This window comes from Arthrobacter sp. zg-Y895 (assembly GCF_020731025.1).
GTDB lineage: Bacteria > Actinomycetota > Actinomycetes > Actinomycetales > Micrococcaceae > Arthrobacter_B.
In genome coordinates this window covers 646,131-669,531 of record NZ_JAJFZY010000003.1, presented here as the reverse complement: position 1 = coordinate 669,531, position 23,401 = coordinate 646,131, and the positions used below count along the sequence as shown (strand labels likewise).

The following is a 23,401-nucleotide window of genomic DNA, read 5'->3' as shown; positions in this document are numbered from 1 at the left end:
TGTTCCGGATATGCGAATCGTGCGAGAATAGTGCTGATGTCAACCGTTGAATCTTCCCCCGCCAAAAAGTCCGAGCTGCGCCGTGTCCGCTCGGTTCCCACCGCCACCGGACCGCAGGTCCGCCCCGCCACGGAGGGTTGGGAACAGGCCAAGGAGCCCGACGGCCGGCCCCTGCTGCAGTTCAAATCACCGCGCGTGTCCCAGCCGCCGGCCCATCTGGCCGATATGACGCTGGCCGAACGCCAGGAGAAGCTGAAGTCCCTGGGCCTGCCTGCGTTCCGCGCGAAGCAGCTGTCGGTGCACTACTTCCAGCACTACACCACCGACCCGGAAGCCATGAGCGACCTCCCGAAGGAACGCCGTGACGAGCTGGTGGGCGAAATGTTCCCCACGCTGCTCACCGAGATCAAGCGCCTGACCACGGACAACGGGGACACGATCAAGTTCCTCTGGCGCCTCTTCGACGGCTCCCTCGTCGAGTCCGTGCTGATGCGCTACCCCGGCCGCATCACCCTGTGTGTCTCCAGCCAGTGCGGCTGCGGCATGAACTGCCCGTTCTGCGCCACCGGCCAGGCCGGCCTCACCCGCAACATGTCCACCGCGGAAATCCTGGACCAGATTGTCCAGGCCAACCGGGTGATCAAGGAAGGCGGCCTCGGCGGCAAGCGGCGTGACGGCGGACACGACGCCGAGCGCGTCACCAACATCGTCTTTATGGGCATGGGCGAGCCGCTGGCCAACTACAAGCGCGTGATGAACGCCGTGCACCGGATGGCCGCCGAGGTTCCCGAAGGCCTGGGCATGAGCGCCCGCAACATCACCGTCTCCACCGTGGGCCTCGTGCCGGCCATCAAGAAGCTTGCCGAGGAAAACATCCCGGTCACCTTCGCACTGAGCCTGCATGCCCCGGACGACGAGCTGCGCGACGAGCTGATCCCGGTCAACAGCCGGTGGAAGGTGGACGAGGCCCTGGACGCCGCGTACAACTACTACCGCGTCACCGGCCGCCGCGTCTCCATCGAGTATGCGCTGATCAAGGACATGAACGACCACGCCTGGCGTGCGGACCTGCTTGCCAAGAAGCTCAATGCCCGCGGCCGCGGCTGGGTGCACGTGAACCCCATTCCGCTGAACCCCACGCCCGGTTCCATCTGGACGTCGCCGGAGCCCGAGGTCATGCAGGAGTTCATCAACCACCTGATCGACGCCGGCATCCCCACTACCATCCGCGACACCCGCGGCAAGGAGATCGACGGGGCCTGCGGCCAGCTCGCCGCGGCGGACTAGCACCGGGAACAAAGGTTTAACGACGACGGCGGGAGGCCGGGCTGCGAGCCCGGCTCCCGCCGTCGTCGTTTTGGCTTAAAGCGGGCAGCCTACTTGAGGTGGTCCACCAGGACGTCCGCGATGCCCGTGTACTTGGCCGGGGTGAGGGCCTGCAGGCGGGCCTCCGCCTCGGCGGGAAGGCCAAGGCCGGCAATGAATTCCTTCATCCGGTCGGCGTCCACGCGGTGGCCGCGGGTGAGGTCCTTGAGCCGCTCATAGGGGTTTTCCATGCCCTCAACGCCGGCCACGGCTTCGGCGCGCATCACCATCTGGATGGCTTCCCCGAGCACCTCCCAGTTGGAGTCCAGGTCAGATGCCAGGACCTGCTCGGCGACGTGCAGCCGCTGGAGTCCCTTGGCGACGTTGGAAACGGCCAGCACCGAGTGTCCGAAGGCCACACCGATGTTGCGCTGCGAGGAGGAGTCGGTGAGGTCGCGCTGCCAGCGGGAGGTGACCAGGGTGGAAGCCAGCGTGTCCAGCAGGCCGTTGGAGATTTCCAGGTTTGCTTCGGCGTTCTCGAAGCGGATCGGATTGACCTTGTGCGGCATGGTGGAGGAGCCGGTGGCGCCTTCCACGGGGACCTGCGCGAAGTAGCCGATGGAGATGTAGCTCCAGACGTCCGTGCAGAAGTTGTGCAGGATGCGGTTGAAGCGGGCGATGTCTGCGTAGAGCTCTGCCTGCCAGTCGTGGGATTCGATCTGCGTGGTCAGCGGATTCCAGGCCAGGCCCAGGCCTTCCACGAAGGTGCGGGCCACCTGCTGCCAGTCGGTCTGCGGAGCCGCTGCGTAGTGGGCGGCGTACGTTCCGGTGGCGCCGTTGATCTTGCCCAGGAACTCAGTGTTGCGGATCCGGCGCAGCTGGCGGGTGAGGCGGTGGACGGTGACGGCCAGTTCCTTGCCCAAAGTGGTGGGGGTGGCCGGCTGTCCGTGCGTCCGGGACAGCATGGGCACGGTGCGGGTGTCCTCCGCCATCGCGGCAATCTGGTCCACCAGGTCCTGCGCGGCCGGCAGCCAGACGTTTTCGACGGCGCCCTTGATGCCGAGGGCGTAGGAAAGGTTGTTGATGTCTTCGGATGTGCAGCCGAAGTGCACCAGGCTCTTCAGGTTCTCGAGACCGAGGGCCGGCAGCCTGTCGGCAATGTAGTACTCGACGGCCTTGACGTCGTGCACGGTGCGCTTTTCAATTTCGCCCAGCTCGGCCACGGAGTTGCCGTCGAAGCTCGTCACGATTTCCCGCAGCTGGTTCTGCTGGTCCTCTGTAAGCGGCGCGGTGCCCGGCAGGACGGCGTGGGAGGTCAGGTGAATCAGCCATTCCACCTCCACATGGGTCCGGTCCCGGTTCAGCGCGGCTTCGGACAGGTAGTCCACCAGCGGCGCGGTGGCGCTGCGGTAGCGGCCGTCCAGCGGGCCCAGGGCGATAGCGGGGGTTACGGAGGCGAGGGATACACGGGGTTCGGATTCGGCCATGCGGTAATTCTTTCATGCCGGGGCAGCGACGTTGGTGTGTGACTCATCGCTGCTCGGCGGTTTTGCCCTGGCCGGCCACTGTCCCTCGACAGCCGGGCGCCGCCGCACACAGGCCCGGTTCTTTCCACCGGAGGTGTGCGGAACGCCGCGGTCCGGTGACATGCCCGGCACCCTTGAGGGACCGGCGTCGTTCTTGAGCAGTCCCCGTCCCCGGAAGGCCTGGGCCGGGTCAGGTTGGCTGTGGACGCTACGTCACCCGTGGGAGGAAATGATGAACCAAATGGCTGCTGCGGCCTACGCGGCGGAGACGGAACGGTTGCTTTTGGCGTTCGCAGTAGAAACCGACGAGCTGGAGCGCGAGGTTGCCGCCGCCGCAGTCGTCCAGTGGGAGTCTCCCGCGGCAGACGCGTTTCGGCAGGAGCTCCTGGCCGTAGCGCAGCGGTTCCCCGACGTTTCGCTGCAGCTGCGGTTCGCCGCGGGCGAGCTGCAGCAGGATCCGCTCATGTTGGCTGCGGGGAGCTGACCATGGCGGAGATAGGAACCTGCGACCGGCCGTTGTACGAGGTGCGGGGCGGGGCCGCAGGTCTCCTTGTCCAGTACGAGGACCTGGTCCGGGTTGCGGGCAGGCTGGAGTCGACCACGGACCGCCTGCGGCTGCTCGGGCAGAGGGTGACGGAGCTTTGGCTGGAAATGGGCGGGTGGGGCGGAAGTTCGGCGACGGCCCGGGTCAGGTTGCGGATACTGGAGGCGGCCCAGACCCTGAAAACCTCCGCTGTCGCCGTCGACGCCCTTACGGACGGGGTGCGCGAAAGTGCCCGTGCCTATGCGGAAGCGGAAGGCCGGGTTAAGGAACGGACGCCTTCCATCGGCCTGTTCCCGGTGAACCCCTGGTTTGCCCGCGGCCCCTATCCGCGGGCTGAGTGGTGGTTCCCCACCCTGCGCCAGTCGGAGATGGGCCTTGCCGATCCGGCCTCCGAAACCTTGATGAACGCTGCTTTGCTCCTGCTTTACGGAGCCGGGAGGGGGAAGCTGCGGCCGGTGGAGGTATCCGAGCTGCCCGGTGAACAAGGCCGCGTACGCCTGGACGGAACTGCTGCCGGCCTGCTGGAGCGGTCGGAGGTGCTGTTGCGGGAAAACAGGCCAGGCGTGATCGAAGTCCTGCCGGTCACGGGGAGCGACGGAAGGAAGACGTTTGTTGTCACCCTTCCCGGTACGCAGAGCCCCGGCATTTCCCCCGGAAGCGAGAACCCGTTCGATGCCATGGGTGTCTTCGAACCGTCCCTGAAAGACAGTTCGTACGTTACGGCGGGAGTGCGGGAGGCCTTGCGGCTGGCCGGGGCTGAAGCGGAGGACGTCGTCATCCTTTCCGGCTACAGCCAGGGCGGGGACCACGCCATCCGCGTTGCCGCATACTTGGCCGAGGAAAGCGAGTACAACGTGGCGTACCCCTGCTGACCGCAGGCAGCCACACGGGAGCCGCGGACCTGCCCCCGGGCGTCCCCGCACTGCACCTGGAGCATGTGCAGGACTGGGTGCCCGGGATCGACGGCATCCCGAATCCTGACACACCGGACCGGGTCACCATGACACTGACCGATCCGGCGGCCACTCCCGAGGGCGAGGACGCCGGTTTGGGTCCCGGGCACCGGCTGGACAATTACCGCCGGGGTGCCGCACTCGCAGACGCCAGTGATGATGCGTCGCTGCGGGCGGCTGTGGCATCCCTCGGTGCCGCTGTCGCAGCCGGAAGCGTTGCCACCAGGCACTTGTACCGTCTCTCCAGGGAAGAACTGCCGCAGCGGGAAGTGAGGGTTGTGCCGAGGCCTTCGCCGGGGAAGGACTACCGTCCGCCCGTCGGGCCCTAGCATCCGGACGACCGAAACGGTTCGCCTCCCGCTTGCGGCTAGTCGCGGCTCCGGCTGTAGCTCCGGTTCCGGCTCCGCCCGCCAGTGACCGTATCCAGGACCAGCGACACAAGGCTGATGACAACAGCGCCCAGAACGGCTGTCCAGAAGAAGGAATCAACCTCGAAGCGGATGGGCGTGTAGCTGCTGAGCCAGGCGGTGAGCTCGAGCATGGCGGCATTGATGACTATGCGGAACAACCCCAGGGTCAGGATGGCCAACGGCAAGGTCAGTCCCTGTGCGATGGGACGGACCAGGGCGTTCACCACGCCGAAAATCAGGCCCACAAAAAGATACGCGAGCACCGTATCTATCACCGGATCACCGCTGAGGCTCCCGGTCGGCGCGCTCACCGTGAGGCCCGGCAAAAGCCACCCGGCTACCCAGAGGGCAACGGCGTTCAGGACTATCCGCAGCAACAGAGAGAACATGCCCCCATGCTGGCAGAAAATGGACCATTACTGTTAACGCCATGACCACTACCGAGAATGACACCGACGCAGCTGAAGTTCCCGCACCCGGCATCGCCCCACGGCCCGTTATCGGGCAGCTGCCCCAATACGCCGCGGGCAAGCCGCCGGTGGTTGTCGAAGGACTTCAGAGCTACAAACTCTCTTCCAACGAGAACCCGTTCCCGCCGCTGCCGGCCGTGTTGGATGCGATAAACGAAGCCGCTACGGTGAACCGCTATCCGGATCCGCTTTCCACTGCCCTGCGCAATGAACTCTCCACCTTCCTGGACGTTCCAGCGGAAGACATTGTGACCGGCGGCGGCAGCTTGGGAGCACTGAACCAGTTGCTCGCCACCTTTGCCGGACAGAACCCGGACGGAGCAGCAGACGAGGTTATCTACCCCTGGCGTTCCTTCGAGGCGTACCCCATCAGCGTTGGCCTGGCCGGTGCCCGGAGCGTCCAGGTACCGCTGAACTCCGACGGCACTCACAACCTGGCAGCCATGGCCGAGGCGGTCACGGAACGGACCAAGGTGATCCTGCTGTGCACCCCCAACAACCCGACCGGCCCGGTCCTGACGACAGCACAGGTGGAGGACTTCCTCCGACGGATTCCCACCAACATCATTGTGGTCATCGATGAAGCGTATGAGGATTTCGTGCGGGACGATGACGCCGTCAACGGTGTCGAAATGTACCGCAAGCATCCCAACGTTGTGGTGCTGAGGACCTTCTCCAAGGGTGCAGGACTGGCCGGACTGCGCGTGGGCTATTCCATTGCGCACGCGCCGATCACCGAGCACCTCCGGGTAGCGGCAGTCCCGTTTGCCGTGTCCACCATCGCCGAACAGGCAGCTGTGGCCTCCCTCCGGCACCACGAGCAAATTGTGGAGAGAATACAAGGACTCGTCGCCGAGCGGACCCGGGTGGTGGAGGGGCTGGAGGCGCTGGGATGGTCCATTCCGGCTGCGCAGGGGAACTTTGTCTGGCTGGCCCTGGGCGAAAACACCCCCGAGTTTGCAGCGCTGGCAGGGGAACAGGCACTGGCTGTCAGGGCCTTTGGCAACGAAGGTGTGAGAGTGACCATCGGCGAAGAGGAAGCAAACACGCGGTTCCTGGCGTTATGTGCGACTTATACAAAAGGCCCGCGCGTTTCCTAGCGTGTCTTAGGTAGGGGCGGAAGCCGCGCCGTCGTTAGGCTTTGGAAGGTAACTTCCACTTATATGCGACACAGGGAATGTATTCCCTGCGAAGTATATTTCCAGCGCGGTGCGGCTTTCGGCTGTCCAGGCAAGGAGAAGGCATGGACGTAGGACATTTGCCGGCCAGTGAGTTCGACTCGGCCGGACTAGAGCAATCCCTCATGGGTGCTCCGGAGGAAAACCCTGTCCCGGACATGGTTCAGCTGCTGAGTATCGACGGCGAGCTCCTGCAGGACGATACCTATGGCAGCTACGTCCAGGGCCTGACTTCCGAGGAACTCCGCGGGTTCTACCGCGACATGTTCCTGGTCCGACGGTTCGATGAAGAAGCCACCGCCCTTCAGCGGCAGGGCGAACTGGTGATGTGGGTTCCGCTCACCGGCCAGGAAGGCGCGCAGATCGGTTCCGGCAGGGCCCTGAAGCCGCAGGATTACGTATTCCCCACCTACCGGGAACACGGCGTCGCCTACACCCGGGGCCTGGAACTCGCCCAGCTGCTCCGGCGCTTCCGCGGCATTTCCCACGGAGGCTGGGACCCCCGCGAAGCCAATTTCCACCTCTACACGCTGGTGCTGGCTGCCCAGGTGCCGCACGCCGTCGGCTATGCCATGGGAATGGCCCGTGACCGGCTGACGAACCCCAAGCTGCCCGAGGCAGCCACTGTCGCGTACTTCGGCGACGGGGCGAGCTCCGAAGGCGACGTGCATGAAGGCATGGTCTTTGCCGCGTCCTACAACGCGCCGGTGGTCTTCTTCTGCCAGAACAACCACTGGGCCATCTCCGTGCCCACCGAAGTCCAGTCGCGCATCCCCTTGGCCAATCGGGCACAGGGCTACGGCTTCCCCGGAGTGCGCGTTGACGGCAACGACGTCCTGGCCGTCCACGCCGTGACACGCTGGGCGCTGGAGCACGCCCGTTCGGGTGGTGGTCCGGTGCTCATTGAAGCCTTCACCTACCGGATGAGCGCGCATACGACGGCGGACGACCCCACCAAATACCGCCTCAGCGCCGACGAGGAAGCCTGGCTGGACCGGGACCCGTTGCTTCGGATGGAAAAGTACCTGCGCAGCCAGGGGCTTGCCGATGATGCGTTCTTTGAGGACCTCCGCGAGGAGGGCCGCAACATGGCCGTCCGGCTTCGCGAGAACGTCCAGCAGATGGAGGCGCCGGGCTTTGAAGACGCCTTCGCCGATGTCTACGCAGAGGCCCATCCGCTAATCCGCGAAGAGCTGGATGAGCATCGCCGGTACGAAGCCGGATTCGCCGGCGCCGACGACGACGCCAGCCCCGCCACCACCAACCCCGCCGCCCCGGAGCACACCGCATGAGCACCACCATGACCATGGCCAAGGCCATCAACGCCGGTCTGCGCGCAGCCCTCGAATCCCACCCGAACTCCCTGCTGATGGGCGAGGACATCGGTTCCCTGGGCGGCGTGTACCGGGTCACCGAGGGCCTGAAGGCAGACTTCGGTGCGGACCGCGTTATGGACACGCCGCTGGCCGAATCCGGAATCATCGGGACCGCGATCGGCCTGGCCCTGCGCGGCTACCTGCCCGTCTGCGAAATCCAGTTCGACGGGTTCGTTTTCCCGGGCTTCAACCAGATCACCACCCAGCTGGCGAAAATGCACTCCCGCAGCGAGGGGGCGCTCAGCGCACCCGTGGTCATCCGGATCCCGTACGGCGGCGGCATCGGCTCCATCGAACACCACTCGGAATCGCCCGAAGCGCTCTTTGCCCACACTGCAGGGCTGCGCATCATCACGCCGTCGAACCCCCAGGACGCCTACTGGATGATCCAGCAGGCCGTGGCCTGCAAGGACCCGGTCATCGTCTTCGAACCCAAGCGCCGATACTGGCTCAAGGGCGACGTCGACACCACCGCACCGACGTCGGATCCGTTCTCTGCCCATATTGTCCGCGAAGGAACCGACGCAACCATCGTCGCCTACGGCCCGCTGGTCCCCGTCGCCCTGGCAGCGGCCGCAGCGGCTGAAGAGGACGGACGGTCCGTCGAGGTGGTGGATCTGCGGTCCATTTCGCCCATCGACTTCGACACCGTGACCGAGTCCGTGCGGAAGACGGGACGGCTGATTGTCACCCACGAAGCCCCTACCTTCGGCGGGATCGGCGGCGAGATCGCCGCACGGGTGGCGGAACGCGCCTTCCTGTCCCTGGAAGCTCCGGTGCTTCGCGTGGGTGGCTTCCACATGCCCTACCCGGTAGCGAAGGTCGAGGAACATTACCTTCCGGACATCGACCGCCTGCTTGAGGCGCTGGACCGCTCCTTCGCCTACTGATGCGCCTGCCCGCCCGCCTACACCCCATGACGAAGAACGAGTTGCAATGACTGAAAAGACATTCCGCCTGCCGGACGTGGGCGAAGGCCTGACCGAAGCCGATATCGTGCAGTGGAAGGTGTCGCCGGGGGACACGGTTGCCGTCAATGACGTGATCGTGGAAATCGAAACGGCGAAGTCCCTGGTGGAACTTCCCTCCCCGTTCGCCGGCACGGTCTCTGCCCTGATGGTTGCGGAAGGCGAGACGGTCGACGTCGGCACGCCCATCATCAGCGTGACGGTCGACGACGGCGCCGGGCCCAAGGCGCCGACGGCGGCAGGGGAGCCTGCAGCGTCCGCCCCGGAAGAGGTTCCCGCGGAAACAAATCCCATGCCGTTCGCACCGGCAGGGGAAGCTCCGGCAGCCTCGCTGACCGGCACCGGCCCCAAGCCGGACGCGGTGCGTCGTCGCCCGCGCCGCCCCGTGTCCTCCGGTGCGCCGGCGGCCGCGAAGCCGGAACCAGCCGCACGGCCGGCTGCGGCCGCTCCCGCCGCCCCGGCTCCTATCGCCCCGGCTCCTATCGCTCCCGCAACTCCCGCATCTCCGGCGGCTTCGGCCCCGGCGTCGTCCGGAACCGCAGCAGTCCAGGACCGGGTCAACCGGCTGATCCAGCGCGTGCTGGCCAAACCGCCGGTACGCAAGGCTGCCAAGGATCTGGGCATCAACCTGTCGGACGTCACCGCCACCGGAGCCAGCGGCGAGGTGACCAAGCAGGACCTGATCAGCTACCAGGCCCAGCGTGAAGCAGAGCGCGAGTCGGCCGGCGAGTTCTGGTCCCCGGGTGCCGGTGCCATTGATTCGCGGATTGAACGGATCCCCGTCAAGGGCGTGCGCCGCGCCACTGCAAAGGCGATGGTGGAAAGCGCCTTCAGCGCACCCCACGTCAGCATCTTCGTCGATGTGGATGCGTCCCGGACCATGGAGTTCGTGAAGCGGCTGAAGGCGGCCAAGGACTTTGAAGGCATCCGGGTTTCACCGCTGCTGATCCTGGCGAAGGCCGTCATCTGGGCGGCCGCACGGAATCCCTCCGTCAACGCCACCTGGGCCGGCGACGAGATCCTGGTAAAGCACTTCATGAACCTCGGTATTGCGGCCGCCACCCCGCGGGGACTGATGGTGCCGAACATCAAGGACGCGCAGGAACTGTCCCTTAAGGAACTCGCAATCGCCCTCAACACCCTGGCGGCAACGGCCCGAGAGGGACGGACCCCGCCGGCCGATATGCGGGGCGGCACGCTGACCGTCACGAACATCGGTTCGCTGGGCATCGACACAGGCACCCCGATCATCAATCCCGGCGAGGTGGCCATCGTGGCGTTCGGCACCATCAAGCAGAAGCCCTGGGTAGTTGACGGCGAGGTGGTGCCGCGCTGGATCACCACCCTGGGCGGCTCCTTCGACCACCGCGTGGTCGACGGCGACCTGTCTGCCCGCTTCATGGCGGACGTCGCCTCAATCCTGGAAGAGCCTGCACTGCTCCTGGATTAGGCACTTACGGCACCGTGCGGGTCTTCAGCGAACCCTTACGGCGTCGACGGCGGCACTCAGGATCGGTGCAAGCCGGCGCACACCCTCGGCTATGTCTTCGGAGGAGACCGCGCTGAAGGCCAGCCGCAGCTTGTTGGAGGGGCCCTCGCCTGGCGTGAATGCCGCGCCCGGAATGAAGACCGTCCCGGCGTCGATCGCTTCATAGAGCAGGGGATAGGTGTCCACACCCTCGGGCAGCGTCACCCAGATGAAGAACCCGCCGTCCGGTCGGGTCCACGTGACGCCCTTGGGCATGTGTTCGTCCAATGCGTCCAGCATCGCGGAGCAACGCTCGGCGTAGAGGCTGCGGGAGCTGCGCACATGGCCCATCCAGTCGTACTCGCGCAGGTACGCAGAGACCAGCATCTGGGTCAAAGGCGAGGGACAGAGGACCACGGCCTCGCAGGCGAGGTAGAACCGCCGGTAAAGGTGGCGGGGGACCAGCGCCCAGCCGAGCCGGACTCCGGGGGCGAAGATCTTGGAGAACGAGCCCAAATACAGCACGTCCTGGGCGTTCCCTGCCCGCATCGGGGTCAGGGGTTCGCCGTCGAACCGGAGGAGGCCGTAGGGATTGTCTTCCAGGATCAGGATGTTGTTCCGCCGGCAGATTTCCACCACCGCTTGCCGGCGGTCGGCGGTCAGGGTGACGCCGCTGGGATTGTTGAAGCTCGGGATCGTATAGAGCAGCTTGATGGTTTTGCCTTCGGCACGTACCTCGCGGATCCGCTGCTCGAGTGCCTCCGGGACGAGGCCGCCGTCGTCCATCGGAACGGTGCGTACGTCCACCTCGTAGGCCTCGAAGGCATTCAGCGCCCCTACGTACGTGGGATCCTCGCAGAGGATGACGTCTCCCGGATCACAGAAGACCTTGGCGGCGACATCCTGCGCGGACTGCGAACCGGTGGTGATGACGATGTCGGCCGGATCGGCGTCGAGGATGCCCTCGGCAGCCATGACCTCGCATGCCTGCGTGCGCAGCTCTTCCATCCCCTGCCCGCCGCCGTACTGCAGCGCCTCCAGCCCGTGTTCCGCAATAATGCGCTGGGCGGTCCGGCCGAGGTCTTCCAGTGGGAGCGAACGCAGATAGGGGCTCCCGCCTGCCAGGGAAATCAGGCCCGGACGGATGGAAATGTCGAAGACATCCCGTACCGCGGACTGCTTGATGTGGAAGGCGCGGTTGGAGAACAGCACCTCGTGGCGATGGGAGCCGGCGGCGCGTTCCAAAGCGGCCATGGTGTCAACGGGCAGTTCTACGGCATCGGAGAATTCCTCGCGGGTCATGCCACCCATGCTAACCCCAATAGTTGACCGTCAGGCAACGGCTGTTTAGTACACCAACCCCCGGCCTTGGGTCCGGCTGAACCCGGTCAGCCGGCGGAGCTTAGATCCAGCCGGCCTTGTGGGCCTTGATCCCGGCCTGGAACCGGCTCTCGGCACCCAGCTCCTCCAGCATCCAGGCGATGTGGCGGCGGCAGGTCCGCACGCTGATGCCAACCCGTCGGGCAATGGCTTCATCCGAATAACCGGAGGCCAGCGCCGTGAGGACGGACCGCTGGGTGCTGGTGAGTCCCTCCCTGCCGGGGTCGTCAATCAGGAACGGCTCCGCCAAGCCCCATGCAAACTCGAAGAGCAACCCGAAGATGCGGATCAGATTGGTATCCCGCACTACCAGCCCGGCAACGTCGCCGGGGTGCAGATCCCGGGCCACCACCGCCACTTTGTCATCGAAAATCAGGGTTCTCAGCGGCATATAGGGAAGGGTGCGGAACTGCCCTCCTGCTTGGGTAATAACTTCTACGGCCTTGCGGGTGGGCACATGGTCCCGCGTGCTCGCGTGGTACAGCGTTTGCCGGCGGACGCCGCTGCGCAGGAGATCCAGGTCCTTCTGCACGCTTTCCTCGTGGATGTCTGCGTTGGCACCCTGTCCCGGACGGGCGATCAGGACACGGTCGGTGGCGCTGCGCCCGTACTCGATCAGTACCCGCTGGACTTTCTCCTGGTCCTCGACCACCTCCACCGATGAATCGGCGGCCAGGCGCTTGCGTGCCTCGGCGTAGGCCGGGGTCAATGCCGCCATTTCCCGCCGGCGGGTGCTGATTCTTCCGCGCAGTTCCAGCAGCGTCCGTTCGTCCGGATCCACCAGTTCTGCGAGTGCAACATCAGGGGAAACCGCCGTGTAGCTCGGGCAGTCCGCGTCCTGCTGCAGCAGGAGGCAGCTTGCGGTCAGTTCGGAGATGGCGCCGTCGATTACCTTGCTGGTGTACCCCAAGGCCTCGGAAGCCTCCTCCGCCGTCCACCCCGGACGGCTTACGGCAAAGCGGTAGACGTCGAGCGAAACCTGAGACAGCACGGCGAATCCTTTCAACGCATCAGCTGTAGCCCCCACAGCTACCCTACCCATGGGGCCCGGTTTCGGGGCCCCATGTGACAAAAGTGTTTTATGACGGCAACACACTTTGGAATGCAGGACATGGCCGGTTAATGCCAACGACGCCGGCGCCGAGCTCCTGCCGCGGAAAACCTCAGGTCATGGCGCTTTCTTATCCCGGCTGCAGCCGGGATAAGGAACCTGCCGGGTCCACATCCGGACATGTCAGGAACCGGGCAGCGGAGGCTATTTACAGGCCGTGCAGCGGCGGGGGAAGCTTTCGGAGTCAAATCAAGGCGCCGGCTGAGCAACAGCCCAAGACCCAAGGGGGATAGCGATCATGAAGAGCTGGGATTGGTTCTAACTGAGGGCCCCCAAGGGGTCAAACACAAGTAACTAGAACACTGCAAGGCCGCCCAGTGGCGGTAACCGCACCCCGAGGGGAAAGACGCATATGAGCCAGCTAGCTGCAGTTCGACCAGCCTCACGGACGCAACCGGGCACTCATTGGTGGTCGCTCTCCATTCATACCGGGGGCTTTGATGTAGCGGACGGCATCATCGGAGAACTGGTTACCCCGCTGGCGGCTCAGGCCCAGGTTCTGGGTGCGCAGCGCTGGTATTTCACGCGGTGCACGGACCCGGCCAACGCACACGTAAAACTCCGGGTGCTGGCACCTTCGAGCACGCTGGACCGGCTGCAGTCGCTGTTGGTGGCCCTGCAGGACCAGTCCAGCGGTGTCATCGGGCACCTGGAAACCAGCCAGCAGTTCAGCGAGCCGGCGACGGACCGGCTCAGCCCGGGCGGCGGTGAACCGCAGGACCCGCGCGTCGAAGCAGACCTCGCGAAATACGGCGGCGTGGAGGGCCTTTCCCTCGCCGAAGAGGTATTTGAGCTCTCTTCCGATCTGGCGAGTTGGGCCACCGCGCGCTTTCCCAAGGTCCAGAACCGCTGGGCACTTGGATCGCTCCTGCTGTTCGATGCGGCCCGGAGCATGATGAAAGGCCCCCGGGCATCAGCATGGCCGGACCGGCGCCGCCTCTCTTGGGACTACTACTGGGACAGTCACCTGCGCAGCTGCACGGCAGGGTTCGGCCCGCGGGCCGCCGGTGTACGGCAGGCCATGACGGTCCAGGTGGGCGCAAAGGTCATGCCGACCCACCGGCTGATGGCAGCGACGGCAGCGGAATCCGCCGTCGAAAACTGGCGGCGACGCTGGTTCCGGGGCATCGACACGTATTTGTATCGGGCGGACAAGGCCCGGCTCAGCCGAAGCGCCCAGCACCTGACGGTCTACCAGGCGCACATGCTTCTGAACCGCCTGGGCCTGAGCCTCCGCGAGGAAGCGGCCATGGGATTGTACGCACGGACCTGGAGTCCGGAACGGGAATCAGTTCTGCTCGATAAGCGCTGAACCTGCGCACTATGGGAAGGGGGCCCATCCGGTGGCCGATCATGAAGAAGTAGTGGTAGCGGACGCGCAGGAGCTCGGCTCGGTCCTCGGTTGCTCGGAAGACGTCCTGGCGGATCTGAAGAACAGCGGAGTCCTGGCGCCCTACGGCGAAGCCTGGAATGTCGGCCCGGCGCGTGAATACCTGAGGGACGCGGCCTGGGCGGACGAGGTCTGGTACTAGCAGGACGCCGAAGAGGGACGGACCAGTAGCGGTCCGTCCCTCTTTTCTGTCTGCTGTGGCTAGGCTACGGAGACTGAAGCCTCAGCCAGAACGCGGACGGCCTCGCCGAGCTGGGCAACGGTGTCCGGGTCGTCCTGCGGGTGCAGTCCGGCGTAACGCGTTACGGATCCGCCGATGGCCAGGCGTACTTCCTCGACTACGCGGGCGCCGGCAATACCGACCGACTTGCGGGCATCGTCCTGCGCCCAAACGCCGCCGTACTGGCCGAAGGCGGCACCGATGACGGCGGTGGGCATACCGGAGATGGCGCCTGCGCCGAAGGGGCGGGACAGCCAGTCAATGGCGTTCTTCAGCACTGCAGGCATGGTGCCGTTGTACTCGGGGCTGATCAGCAGCAGGCCGTCGGACGCAGCGGCTGCGTCGCGCAGTACCTGTGCTGCCTCCGGGACGAGCCCCTCCACATCAATGTCCTCGTTGTAGAACGGAATTTCGCCCAACCCGTCAAAGAGCTTCACTTCGACGCCTTCCGGAGCGCCGGCGGCAGCGGCTTCAGCGAGCTGGCGGTTGATGGAACCGGCGCGGAGGCTGCCGACGAGGGTCAGGATGGTGGTGCTCAAAATTGGAACTCCTGTCTTGGCCGCGCCGCCTTGGGGGCACGGGCACGGATTCTTCTTCAAGGCCTTAAGCGGACTACAGTCCGATTTTATTCCCCACGGCGCTACACTGGCCCGCATGGGCGGGAGAGGACCATCACAAGCGGGTATCCGGGTGGATGCCGCCCGGAATCATCACCGCCTGCTCGAAGCGGCCGTGGAACTCGTAGCCGCCGGCGGTGCGGACGCCTTGACGATGGATGATCTTGCCGAGCGGGCCCGGGTGGGCAAGGGGACGGTGTTCCGGCGCTTCGGCTCGCGTGCCGGCTTGATGCAGGCGCTGCTGGACCATGCCGAGCAGGGTTTCCGGACGGCCTACCTGTTCGGCCCGCCCCCGCTGGGGCCAGGAGCGCCGCCCAGGGACCGGCTGCTCGCCTTCGGCCGGGCACGGTTGGCATCGCTGACCGTGACCGGAGAGCTGGCCCGGGCGGCCGACGTCGATCCCCGGACCCGCTACCAGCATCCATCCCGAAGCCTTGCACGCCGGCACCTTGCCGGGCTGCTCCGGCTGGCCGGTACGGTTCCGGACCCGGAACTCGCCGCCTACCAGTTGATGGCCTTCCTGGATGCAGGCCTGCTTCTCCACCTGCGGGCTGAGGAAGGCATGAGCCTGCCCCGCTTGGAGAAGGGGTGGGAGGAGCTGGTGGGCGCACTCGCCCGCCCCGGGTAGCTCAGGGTTCCTGGTGCGTCCCGCCTTCGGGCTGCTCGAGCCGAAGCGAGGAGATGAGGGCGCGTAGCGCCTGCCGCAGTTCCTGGCTGTCCTCTGCGTCCAAGGTCGCTTCCGCCTGTGCCAGATTGGCGCACTCCATGACTTTGACGCCCGCCTCGGTAACCGACCAGGTCCCGGACCCGTCCCGGGCGGAGTATCCGCAGGACTGGAGGTTCAGAAGATCGCTCCGAATAGCCGTTGAGGACTGGCCGGTCGTCTCGGCCAGCACGGCTTCCGTAGCAGCAGCCGCGGCAAGGCATCCAAGCAGGTGAAAGCTGCCCTGGTTCAGGCCGAACCGTTCCAGCGCACTGTCTGAGGCAAGGTGGGTCACGTGGGCAGCTGCCGAAAGGAGGCGGGGGAAGTAGCCGGGTGCCGCGCCGGGTTCGGAACCGGATACGGGGTTCGGGCCGGATGGAAGGCCTGAAGCTGTTTCGTCCTCGCGGGCCCCAGTCACGCTGCGGCCCGGGATGTGCGGGGGCTGGCAGTCAAGCGCGTAATCGGAGTGCTAGCGGCGCTTAGGAAAAAGGCGTCGCGTGGGCAGACGTGGCAAAACGGCACTGGTTCCTCGGAGGTTTTAAAGGTTGGGTGCGGCTGGCAAACAGCCTGTGGCCACGTCTTGACCAATGGTCATCCTATTGTGAAGTATCCACGCCGGACAAGCGGGCTCAGGAGGCGCCGCGGCCTGCTAGGCCGGTGCCGGGTCCGTAACGATTCCGACGTCCGGCGACATGGAATCTTTTAGTGACGTAGTTCTCAGTTAGCTTTGTTTGGTGCAAATTAAGGAACGGATCGAAGATTCGCGGATGAGCCCCCGGCAGGTGGCTATTATCGCCATCTGCACCACCCTTTATATGATCGACGGCTTCGATGTCCTGGTCATGGCCTTCAGTGCCAGCCATGTGGCCGAAGAATGGGGACTGAACGGTGCACAGCTGGGCTACCTGCTCAGCGCCGCTTTGGTGGGCATGGCCGTCGGATCCATCTTCGTCTCGACGGTCTCCGACATTATCGGGCGCCAGAAAACGCTGCTGATCGGCGTCTGCATTGTCGCCGCCGGCATGCTGGCCTCCTACTTCGCCCCGAATTATGCGGTGCTGCTGATTCTGCGCCTCCTGACGGGCGTGGCCATTGGAACGCTCCAGTCCACCATCAGCGTCTTTGCCTCTGAGTTCTCCAACGCCAAGCGCCGATCCACCGCCCTGTCCCTCGTCAGCATCGGGCAGCCGATCGGCGGCGTCCTCGGCGGCCTGATCAGCGGTGTCCTGATCAGCCAATACGGCTGGCGTTCCGCGTTCCTGTTCGGCGCCGTCGTCACCCTCCTGATGATCCCGCTGGTGATGAAGGTATTCCCGGAATCCGTCGACTATCTGTTGACCCGCCGGCCGGCAGGCGCACTGGAACGGGTCAACCGCAGCCTGCGGGCCATCGGGCAGCCTGCCGTGGATGTGCTGCCGGAATCCGTCACCGTCGAGCAGAACAAATCCCGTTTTGCGGATGTCCTTACCGGTTACAACGCGCGCCGAACCATCCTGCTGGCCCTGGCCTACTTTGTCCTCATGGCGAGCTTCTACTTCGCGAACTCCTGGACCCCTCGACTTATTGCGGAAAGCGGTTTTACCGCCCAGGACGGCATCAACGCAGGTGTGCTCTTCAGCGTCGGCGCGATTGTCGGCGGCGTCCTGCTGGGCTTGCTGGGGGCACGCTTCCCCATGCGCAAGGTCCTGGCCGTGTTCTTCGTGATTGGGGCCGCCACCTTCGTCGTGTTCGCCAACTCGACCAATGGTTCGCTTGGCTGGGCCCTGTTCGCGGCAGCGCTGGTCGGGTTCGGCTCCAATGCGCCCATCGCCGGCATGTTGGCGATCAGCCCCACCTATTACACGAGCGAGGTCCGCGGTACCGCCCTGGGACTGGTGATCGGCATGGGCCGCATCGGCGCCATCATCTCGCCGATCCTTGCCGGTTCCCTGATGGACGGCGGATGGACGCCCGGAGATTTGTACTTCCTGTTCGTTATCCCAATGGCGCTGGGCGCCGTCATCATTTCCATGCTGGGCCAGCCGGTCCTTCGCGGACCCAGCCCCAAGGCTGCCGCACCGGTTCATTAACAGCCGCCGTCCGGTCCGCACGGCTGCGGACCGGACGGTCGCCGGTGGAACTGCTAGGAAGTCACCAGATCAGGCCACTCCGAGGCCAGCTCCAACCCGTGGGCTGCAGAGACCGATGAGTGGGTGACCCGGCCGCCGGCGATATTGAGCCCGTGCGCGAGGTCCGGGTGCTTCTCAAAGGCGCCGGCCACACCGAGGCTGGCCAGCGAAACCGCGTACGGCAGGGTCACGTTGGTCAACGCGTAGGTGGACGTATTCGGAACCGCACCGGGCATGTTGGCCACGCAGTAGAACAGGGAACCGTGCACCCGGAAGGTCGGATCTTCGTGCGTGGTGGGGTGGCTGTCTTCGAAGCAGCCACCCTGGTCCACCGCGATGTCCACCAGCACGCTTCCCGGTTTCATCCGCGAAACCATCTCATTGGTGACCAGCTTCGGAGCCCGTGCCCCGGGGACCAGTACCGAGCCGATCACCAGGTCCGCATCCACCACGGCCCGCTCGATCTCGAAAGCGTTGGATGCCACCGTCTTGATCCGGCCGGCATACAGCTCATCGAGTTCCCGCAGCCGGTCGATATTGATGTCCAGGACCGTAACGTCCGCATGGGCGCCTACGGCGGCCGCCGCCGCGTTGGTCCCGGCCACTCCGGCCCCCAACACTACGACCTTGGCCGGCCGGACACCCGGAACGCCGCCCAGCAGCAGGCCTGGCCCGCCCGCCGGGGCCATCATGGACTGCGCACCTACCTGGACCGAAAGCCGCCCGGCTACTTCGGACATGGGCGCCAGCAGGGGGAGGGCCCGGCCGCGCTGCACGGTCTCATAGGCGATCGCCGTGACTCCGCGGTCCAGCAGTGCAGCCGTCAGCTCCGGCTCCGCCGCCAGATGCAGGTAAGTGAAGAGGATCAGGCCCGGCCGGAAATGCCGGTATTCGGCGGCAATGGGCTCCTTGACCTTGAGGATCATGGCTGCCTGCGCCCAGACGTCGTCGGCTGAGTCCAGGATCTGCGCCCCGGCGGCGGTGTATTCCGCGTCCGTAATGTTCGAGCCGGTGCCGGCACCGCTTTGTACCAGCACCTGGTGGCCATGGGAGCGCAGCTCGTGCACGCCCGAGGCGGTTATTGCTACACGGAATTCATTGTTCTTGATTTCCTTGGGGATACCGATGATCACAGTATTGCTCCGTCAGTAGGGTCAGCCGGCGGGGTGTCCGCCGACACATCCCCAGCATAGGTCCCCGCCACACGGCCGTGCAGTGGCACCGGAAGCCGGTTTTCCACCGGCGGACTTCCGGTATCAGTCGCCGGGAGCCTCCGCGCTGTTCCCGGTTGATTCCCCGGCTGCCTTGGCTGCCCTCGCGGCCTGCGATTCTAGCCAGGCCTGGACGTCCTCCATCCGGATGCGGCGGTGCGAACCGCGGTATTGGACCGGGATAATCCCGGCATCCGTCAGGTTGCGCAGGTAGGTATGCGAGATGCCGGCGGCAGCGGCCGCCTGGGAAGTGGTCAGCAGCGGCACAGATCCGGCCGGAAGCGGTGGATCCACCGGCGCCGCCGGCTCCGAGGACACGGTCACGGGGGCGCCCGCCGCGAGACGCGACAGCAGGTCCAGCACAGCGTCCCGGGCGGCGTCGGGCAGCCGCAGCGCCGTTCCGTCCACGAAGACGGTGACATCGCCGGCAGCCAGCGCGCGCTTCAGCGCAAGGGTGTCTTTGTCCGGCAGCGCCGGTACGGTCCTGGAACTCTCATTCATGGCCCTAATCTTGCCAGTGGAATGGCGGGCGGGCGGGCACCGATGCCGTGTTGAGGCGGTTCGGGCAGTGGAAACAGCGGGACGGCCCGGGTTCTTCGTGGTGGAATAGGGCTGGCGTATCGAAAGGGACCGGAAGCCGGTTCGAAATTTACTCGAGGGAGAGTTCATGGGCACCGAGAGCACCAGGTCCATCCGCGGCGCGGTCCTGCAGACCATCGGCGCCCCGCGCCCCTACGCTCAGTCCCGGCCGGTGGTGGTCCAGGACCTCCAGCTGCAGCCGCCCGGGCCCGGTGAAATCATGGTGCGCATCGAGGCTGCCAGCCTGTGCCACTCGGACCTGTCGGTGGTGAACGGCAGCCGGGTGAGGCCGCTGCCCATGCTGCTCGGGCACGAGGCCGCGGGAAAGGTGGAGGAGCTGGGCGAGGGCGTGGACGACCTCGCCGTCGGACAGCGCGTGGTGATGGCCTTCCTGCCCCGCTGCGGTGAATGTGCAGGCTGCCGGACCGAGGGCAAGATGCCCTGCATCCCGGGATCCGCAGCGAATAATGCCGGTACGCTGCTCGACGGCGGGATGCGGCTGACCGCCGCGGACGGCGGCGAAGTACGCCATCACCTAGGCGTCTCCGGCTTCGCCACGCATGCCGTGGTCAACCGGAAGTCAGTGGTGCCCGTAGATGACGACATCCCGCCGCACGTGGCAGCCCTGCTGGGGTGCGCCGTCCTCACCGGAGGCGGCGCGGTGCTGAACCCGGCCCGTCCGGGCAAGGACGACGACGTCGCGATCGTCGGGCTCGGCGGCGTCGGCATGGCTGCGCTCCTGACGGCACTGTCCCTGGATGTGCACAGTGTGATCGGCATTGACTCATTGCCGGAGAAACTGGCACGCGCCCGGGAGCTCGGCGCCGACGAGGTGTACACGCCGCAGGAGGCGCTCGACGCCGGCATCCGCCCCGTCCTGGTGATCGAGGCTGCCGGGCATCCCCGCGCCTTCGAAACGGCCGTACGGATCACCGCCCCCGGGGGTACCACCGTCACGGTGGGGCTGCCGGCCCCGGACCAAACCTCCGAAATCACGCCGCTGACGCTGACCGCAGAAGCCCGGACCATCATCGGCAGCTACCTCGGTTCCGCCGTTCCCGCCCGGGACATCCCGGTTTACGCGCAGCTGTGGCGGGAGGGAAAACTGCCGGTGGAGGAACTGGTCTCCTCCACCATTGCGCTGGAGGACATCAACTCGGCCATGGATACCCTGGCGGACGGCCTCGCCATCCGCCAGGTCATCCGCTTCGAGCCGGACGGCGCTTCTGCATGAGCAAACCGCGCCCCCGGCGCCGGTGGGAACCGGACATCCTGGGCGAAGGATTCGACCAGCTGACCCTGGACCTGCCCGGCGGCAAGGTTGCCACCCTGGTCCGCTACACGCCGCCGGATCCGCTGTCCGGCCCAACACCGTCCGGCCCGCCGCCGGATGTCCTCTACGTGCACGGCTGGTCGGACTACTTCTTCCAGACCGAACTGGCGCGCTACTGGGCCGGGCAGGGCGCGCGGTTCTTCGCCCTTGACCTGCACAACTACGGGCGGAGCCTCCGCCCGGGGGAGGAACCCGGATACGTCCAGGACCTCCGCGACTATGACGCGGATGTGGGTGCAGCACTGGAAGCCATGGGGCAGGACGCGGCAGACGCCGGACCGCTGATCCTGCTTGGGCACTCCACCGGCGGCCTGACGCTGGCGCTCTGGGCGCAGCGCCACTCCGGCCGGGCCGCAGCCCTGATCCTGAACAGCCCGTGGCTGGAATTCCAGGCCACGGAACTGGCCCGCCGGGTTATTTCACCGCTTGTCAGCCTGGAGGCACAGCATCACCCGCGCCGCCCGTTGCCGCCGGTTGATCCCGGAATCTACACCCGGACGGTGTCTGCGGCGTTCGGCGGGGAATGGCATTACGACACCGACTGGCGTCCCGTGCGGGGGTTCCCGGTCACGGTCGCTTTCCTGCATGCAGTGTTCTCCGCCCAGGCAACGGTCGCCGCGGGACTGCAGCTGCAGCTGCCTGTGCTGGTGCTGCTGTCAGACAACAGCTACCTGCATCCGCGCTGGTCGGAAGATGCGGCGCGCTCCGACGTCGTGCTGGACGTCAACGTGGTGGCTCACCGCTCGCTCTCCCTGGGCTCCACCGTGAGCGTGGACCGGATCTCCAATGCGATGCACGACGTGTTCCTGTCGGCACCGGCGGTCCGGGCCCAGGCGTACAACGCAATCACCCGCTGGGGGAGCGGTTACCTGCGGGCCCTGCCGCACTTCGGCAAGGCCCGCCCGCCCGAGGGCTAGTCGATCAGCTCGTACGCCGGCAGGGTCAGGAAGTCCGTGTAGTCCTTGGACAGGCTGATCTCCCCGATGATCCGGCTGGCCGGCTCGAAGTAACCCGTGAACATTTCGTCCGACACCTCTCCGCGCAGCCGTTCCGTTTCTTCGGCCAGGATCCGGCTGACCAATTCCTCGGTGACGGTCTCGCCGGTATCCTCGAGCACCACGTTGTTGCGGACCTGCTGCCAGACCTGGGAGCGGGAAATCTCCGCAGTGGCCGCGTCCTCCATCAGGTTGCGGATGGCGACGGCACCGTTGCCGGAGAGCCAGACGGCAACGTAGTTGATGGCCACATAGAGGTTGGACCGCAGTCCTGCTTCCGTGATGGAGCCTCCGGCGGTGCTGACATCGAGCAGGTCGGTGGCCGTCACGGACACGTCCTCGCGCTGGCGGTCCACCTGGTTCGGCTTGTCGCCCAGGACGTCGTCGAAGACCTCCCGGCAGACGGGCACCAGGTCCGGGTGGGCCACCCAGGAACCGTCAAACCCGTCCCCGGCCTCACGGGTTTTGTCGGCCTTCACTTTCTCCAGTGCGCTTGCAGTGATTTCGGGTTCGCGGCGGTTGGGAATGAAGGCGGCCATACCGCCCATGGCGAAGGCGCCGCGGCGGTGGCAGGTCTTCACCAGCAGTTCGGTGTAGGCGCGCATGAAGGGTGCAGTCATGGAGACGTCGGCCCGGTCCGGCAGCAGATAGGCCTTCCCTGCATCACGGAAGACCTTGATCATGCTGAAGAGGTAATCCCAGCGCCCGGCGTTCAGGCCGGAGGCGTGATCGCGCAGTTCGTAGAGGATCTCCTCCATTTCGAAGGCGGCCGGAATGGTCTCGATCAGGACGGTGGCGCGGACGGAGCCCTGCGGCACGCCCACGTACTCCTCGGAGAAGTTGAAGACGTCGTTCCAGAGGCGTGCCTCCAGGTGGCTTTCCATCTTGGGAAGGTAGTAGTACGGTCCCTGTCCGTTGTCCAGCAGGTGCCGGGCATTGGAGAAGAAGTGGAGTCCGAAATCCACCAGGGCGCCAACGGCGGGTTCGCCGTCGATCAGCACATGCTTTTCGGGCAGGTGCCATCCGCGCGGGCGCATTACGACGACGGCGAGCGGGGCATCGGTGCGCAGCGCATACTCCTTGCCCTCGGGTGAGGTGAAGGAGAGGTCGTTGCGTGCGGCACGGTAGAGGTTCACCTGCGAATCCACCACGTTGTGCCAGGTGGGGGTGCAGGCATCTTCAAGGTCGGCCAGCCAGACCTTGGCGCCGGAGTTCAGGGCATTGATGGCCATTTTGGCGGGGGAAGCCGGGCCGGTCATTTCCACCCGGCGGTCCTGCAGCGCGGCGGGCGCCTCGGCCACCTTCCAGTCCCCGCTGCGGATATCGGCGGTCTCGGGCAGGAAATCCAGCCGGCCGGTGGAGGCGGCTTCCTCGCGGCGGACGGAGCGGGCGGCAAGCCGCTCGTCGCGGGTGCTGCGGAAGCGGCGGTGGAGTTCCTCGATGAATTCCAGCGCTTCGGGGGTCAGGATGTGTTCCGATCCTTCGGCGGGCGAGGAGTCGGTTACTTCAATGGCCATAATGATTCTCCCTGTGGCAATGCCGGTGGACAGCAAATA

At 65.9% G+C, this 23,401-nt stretch carries 23 protein-coding genes; 14 read left to right on the top strand and 9 right to left on the bottom strand.

Features of this window, described 5'->3' with window-relative positions:
- Positions 1–36: 36 nt before the first annotated feature.
- Positions 37–1,287 (top strand): 23S rRNA (adenine(2503)-C(2))-methyltransferase RlmN, encoded by a 1,251-nt coding sequence (gene rlmN / locus LJ760_RS04885; RefSeq protein ID WP_227920069.1) that lies wholly within the window; start codon positions 37–39, stop codon positions 1,285–1,287.
- Between the two features lie 89 nt (positions 1,288–1,376).
- On the opposite strand, the gene purB is transcribed toward rlmN, so the two are convergent.
- Positions 1,377–2,792, bottom strand: a complete 1,416-nt coding sequence (gene purB, locus LJ760_RS04880; RefSeq protein WP_227920066.1) for an adenylosuccinate lyase — start codon at positions 2,790–2,792, stop codon at positions 1,377–1,379.
- A gap of 268 nt (positions 2,793–3,060) precedes the next feature.
- Here purB and LJ760_RS04875 point away from each other — a divergent pair, with 268 nt between their 5' ends.
- The 3 genes from LJ760_RS04875 to LJ760_RS04865 all read left to right on the top strand — a co-directional run bounded on the left by LJ760_RS04875 (position 3,061) and on the right by LJ760_RS04865 (position 4,657).
- Positions 3,061–3,315, top strand: coding sequence for a hypothetical protein (locus tag LJ760_RS04875; protein ID WP_227920063.1), 255 nt, complete (start codon positions 3,061–3,063; stop codon positions 3,313–3,315).
- Positions 3,316–3,317: 2 nt separating this feature from the next.
- On the top strand, positions 3,318–4,247 hold the full coding sequence (locus LJ760_RS04870; RefSeq protein WP_227920061.1) for a WXG100 family type VII secretion target: 930 nt from the start codon (positions 3,318–3,320) through the stop codon (positions 4,245–4,247).
- A 65-nt stretch (positions 4,248–4,312) separates the two neighbouring features.
- Entirely contained in the window at positions 4,313–4,657 is a 345-nt protein-coding gene (locus tag LJ760_RS04865; RefSeq protein WP_227920050.1) for a hypothetical protein, read from the top strand.
- Between the two features lie 38 nt (positions 4,658–4,695).
- Here the strand turns inward: LJ760_RS04865 and LJ760_RS04860 are convergent, their stop codons facing one another.
- Positions 4,696–5,127, bottom strand: coding sequence for a phage holin family protein (locus LJ760_RS04860; protein WP_227920047.1), 432 nt, complete (start codon positions 5,125–5,127; stop codon positions 4,696–4,698).
- A 41-nt stretch (positions 5,128–5,168) separates the two neighbouring features.
- Between LJ760_RS04860 and LJ760_RS04855 the strand changes: the two genes are divergently transcribed.
- From LJ760_RS04855 to LJ760_RS04840, 4 genes are all read left to right on the top strand, one after another.
- Positions 5,169–6,308 carry a histidinol-phosphate transaminase gene (locus LJ760_RS04855; protein ID WP_227920044.1) on the top strand — a complete coding sequence of 380 codons (1,140 nt, stop codon included), beginning with the start codon at positions 5,169–5,171 and terminating at the stop codon, positions 6,306–6,308.
- A gap of 143 nt (positions 6,309–6,451) precedes the next feature.
- Positions 6,452–7,678: a pyruvate dehydrogenase (acetyl-transferring) E1 component subunit alpha gene (gene pdhA, locus LJ760_RS04850; RefSeq protein ID WP_442860632.1), complete on the top strand. Its 1,227-nt coding sequence runs from the start codon at positions 6,452–6,454 to the stop codon at positions 7,676–7,678.
- Positions 7,675–8,652 (top strand): alpha-ketoacid dehydrogenase subunit beta, encoded by a 978-nt coding sequence (locus LJ760_RS04845; protein ID WP_227920041.1) that lies wholly within the window; start codon positions 7,675–7,677, stop codon positions 8,650–8,652. Before pdhA ends, LJ760_RS04845 begins: the two co-directional genes overlap by 4 nt.
- Before the next feature lie 46 nt (positions 8,653–8,698).
- The gene (locus LJ760_RS04840; protein ID WP_227920039.1) at positions 8,699–10,180 is read left to right on the top strand and encodes a dihydrolipoamide acetyltransferase family protein; all 1,482 of its coding nucleotides are present in this window, start codon (positions 8,699–8,701) and stop codon (positions 10,178–10,180) included.
- A 24-nt stretch (positions 10,181–10,204) separates the two neighbouring features.
- On the opposite strand, the gene LJ760_RS04835 is transcribed toward LJ760_RS04840, so the two are convergent.
- Both LJ760_RS04835 and LJ760_RS04830 read right to left on the bottom strand, forming a co-directional pair.
- Complete coding sequence (locus LJ760_RS04835) at positions 10,205–11,500, bottom strand: aminotransferase-like domain-containing protein (protein ID WP_227920038.1); 1,296 nt, start codon at positions 11,498–11,500, stop codon at positions 10,205–10,207.
- A 100-nt stretch (positions 11,501–11,600) separates the two neighbouring features.
- Positions 11,601–12,569, bottom strand: coding sequence for a helix-turn-helix transcriptional regulator (locus tag LJ760_RS04830; protein WP_227920037.1), 969 nt, complete (start codon positions 12,567–12,569; stop codon positions 11,601–11,603).
- Between the two features lie 472 nt (positions 12,570–13,041).
- On the opposite strand from LJ760_RS04830, the gene LJ760_RS04825 reads away from it, so the two are divergent.
- Together LJ760_RS04825 and LJ760_RS04820 are read left to right on the top strand one after the other, a co-directional pair.
- Complete coding sequence (locus LJ760_RS04825) at positions 13,042–14,001, top strand: lantibiotic dehydratase C-terminal domain-containing protein (RefSeq protein WP_227920036.1); 960 nt, start codon at positions 13,042–13,044, stop codon at positions 13,999–14,001.
- Positions 14,002–14,032: 31 nt separating this feature from the next.
- Positions 14,033–14,221, top strand: a complete 189-nt coding sequence (locus LJ760_RS04820) for a hypothetical protein (protein WP_227920034.1) — start codon at positions 14,033–14,035, stop codon at positions 14,219–14,221.
- 59 nt (positions 14,222–14,280) lie between these two features.
- On the opposite strand, the gene LJ760_RS04815 is transcribed toward LJ760_RS04820, so the two are convergent.
- The gene (locus tag LJ760_RS04815) at positions 14,281–14,841 is read right to left on the bottom strand and encodes an NADPH-dependent FMN reductase (RefSeq protein WP_227920929.1); all 561 of its coding nucleotides are present in this window, start codon (positions 14,839–14,841) and stop codon (positions 14,281–14,283) included.
- 112 nt (positions 14,842–14,953) lie between these two features.
- Between LJ760_RS04815 and LJ760_RS04810 the strand changes: the two genes are divergently transcribed.
- Positions 14,954–15,544: a TetR/AcrR family transcriptional regulator gene (locus LJ760_RS04810; RefSeq protein ID WP_227920031.1), complete on the top strand. Its 591-nt coding sequence runs from the start codon at positions 14,954–14,956 to the stop codon at positions 15,542–15,544.
- A gap of 1 nt (position 15,545) precedes the next feature.
- On the opposite strand, the gene LJ760_RS04805 is transcribed toward LJ760_RS04810, so the two are convergent.
- Positions 15,546–15,914, bottom strand: coding sequence for a hypothetical protein (locus tag LJ760_RS04805; protein WP_227920021.1), 369 nt, complete (start codon positions 15,912–15,914; stop codon positions 15,546–15,548).
- A gap of 439 nt (positions 15,915–16,353) precedes the next feature.
- Between LJ760_RS04805 and LJ760_RS04800 the strand changes: the two genes are divergently transcribed.
- Positions 16,354–17,688 carry an MFS transporter gene (locus LJ760_RS04800; RefSeq protein ID WP_227920020.1) on the top strand — a complete coding sequence of 445 codons (1,335 nt, stop codon included), beginning with the start codon at positions 16,354–16,356 and terminating at the stop codon, positions 17,686–17,688.
- Positions 17,689–17,741: 53 nt separating this feature from the next.
- Here LJ760_RS04800 and ald read toward each other — a convergent pair whose 3' ends face one another.
- Entirely contained in the window at positions 17,742–18,860 is a 1,119-nt protein-coding gene (gene ald / locus LJ760_RS04795; RefSeq protein ID WP_227920019.1) for an alanine dehydrogenase, read from the bottom strand.
- A 123-nt stretch (positions 18,861–18,983) separates the two neighbouring features.
- The gene (locus LJ760_RS04790; protein WP_227920015.1) at positions 18,984–19,439 is read right to left on the bottom strand and encodes a helix-turn-helix domain-containing protein; all 456 of its coding nucleotides are present in this window, start codon (positions 19,437–19,439) and stop codon (positions 18,984–18,986) included.
- A gap of 166 nt (positions 19,440–19,605) precedes the next feature.
- Here LJ760_RS04790 and LJ760_RS04785 point away from each other — a divergent pair, with 166 nt between their 5' ends.
- Together LJ760_RS04785 and LJ760_RS04780 are read left to right on the top strand one after the other, a co-directional pair.
- Positions 19,606–20,751 carry an alcohol dehydrogenase catalytic domain-containing protein gene (locus tag LJ760_RS04785; protein WP_227920011.1) on the top strand — a complete coding sequence of 382 codons (1,146 nt, stop codon included), beginning with the start codon at positions 19,606–19,608 and terminating at the stop codon, positions 20,749–20,751.
- Complete coding sequence (locus tag LJ760_RS04780) at positions 20,748–21,767, top strand: alpha/beta hydrolase (protein WP_227920006.1); 1,020 nt, start codon at positions 20,748–20,750, stop codon at positions 21,765–21,767. Before LJ760_RS04785 ends, LJ760_RS04780 begins: the two co-directional genes overlap by 4 nt.
- Here the strand turns inward: LJ760_RS04780 and aceB are convergent.
- On the bottom strand, positions 21,764–23,362 hold the full coding sequence (gene aceB / locus LJ760_RS04775; RefSeq protein WP_227920002.1) for a malate synthase A: 1,599 nt from the start codon (positions 23,360–23,362) through the stop codon (positions 21,764–21,766). The genes LJ760_RS04780 and aceB overlap by 4 nt on opposite strands.
- Positions 23,363–23,401 lie beyond the last annotated feature (39 nt).

Bases quoted from the DNA above. Each gene is read 5' to 3' on its own strand.
- rlmN (WP_227920069.1), top strand. From the start codon at position 37: ATGTCAACCGTTGAATCTTCCCCCGCCAAAAAGTCCGAGCTGCGCCGT.
- purB (WP_227920066.1), bottom strand. From the start codon at position 2,792: ATGGCCGAATCCGAACCCCGTGTATCCCTCGCCTCCGTAACCCCCGCT.
- LJ760_RS04875 (WP_227920063.1), top strand. From the start codon at position 3,061: ATGATGAACCAAATGGCTGCTGCGGCCTACGCGGCGGAGACGGAACGG.
- LJ760_RS04870 (WP_227920061.1), top strand. From the start codon at position 3,318: ATGGCGGAGATAGGAACCTGCGACCGGCCGTTGTACGAGGTGCGGGGC.
- LJ760_RS04860 (WP_227920047.1), bottom strand. From the start codon at position 5,127: ATGTTCTCTCTGTTGCTGCGGATAGTCCTGAACGCCGTTGCCCTCTGG.
- LJ760_RS04855 (WP_227920044.1), top strand. From the start codon at position 5,169: ATGACCACTACCGAGAATGACACCGACGCAGCTGAAGTTCCCGCACCC.
- pdhA (WP_442860632.1), top strand. From the start codon at position 6,452: ATGGACGTAGGACATTTGCCGGCCAGTGAGTTCGACTCGGCCGGACTA.
- LJ760_RS04845 (WP_227920041.1), top strand. From the start codon at position 7,675: ATGAGCACCACCATGACCATGGCCAAGGCCATCAACGCCGGTCTGCGC.
- LJ760_RS04840 (WP_227920039.1), top strand. From the start codon at position 8,699: ATGACTGAAAAGACATTCCGCCTGCCGGACGTGGGCGAAGGCCTGACC.
- LJ760_RS04835 (WP_227920038.1), bottom strand. From the start codon at position 11,500: ATGACCCGCGAGGAATTCTCCGATGCCGTAGAACTGCCCGTTGACACC.
- LJ760_RS04825 (WP_227920036.1), top strand. From the start codon at position 13,042: ATGAGCCAGCTAGCTGCAGTTCGACCAGCCTCACGGACGCAACCGGGC.
- LJ760_RS04810 (WP_227920031.1), top strand. From the start codon at position 14,954: ATGGGCGGGAGAGGACCATCACAAGCGGGTATCCGGGTGGATGCCGCC.
- LJ760_RS04790 (WP_227920015.1), bottom strand. From the start codon at position 19,439: ATGAATGAGAGTTCCAGGACCGTACCGGCGCTGCCGGACAAAGACACC.
- LJ760_RS04785 (WP_227920011.1), top strand. From the start codon at position 19,606: ATGGGCACCGAGAGCACCAGGTCCATCCGCGGCGCGGTCCTGCAGACC.
- LJ760_RS04780 (WP_227920006.1), top strand. From the start codon at position 20,748: ATGAGCAAACCGCGCCCCCGGCGCCGGTGGGAACCGGACATCCTGGGC.
- aceB (WP_227920002.1), bottom strand. From the start codon at position 23,362: ATGGCCATTGAAGTAACCGACTCCTCGCCCGCCGAAGGATCGGAACAC.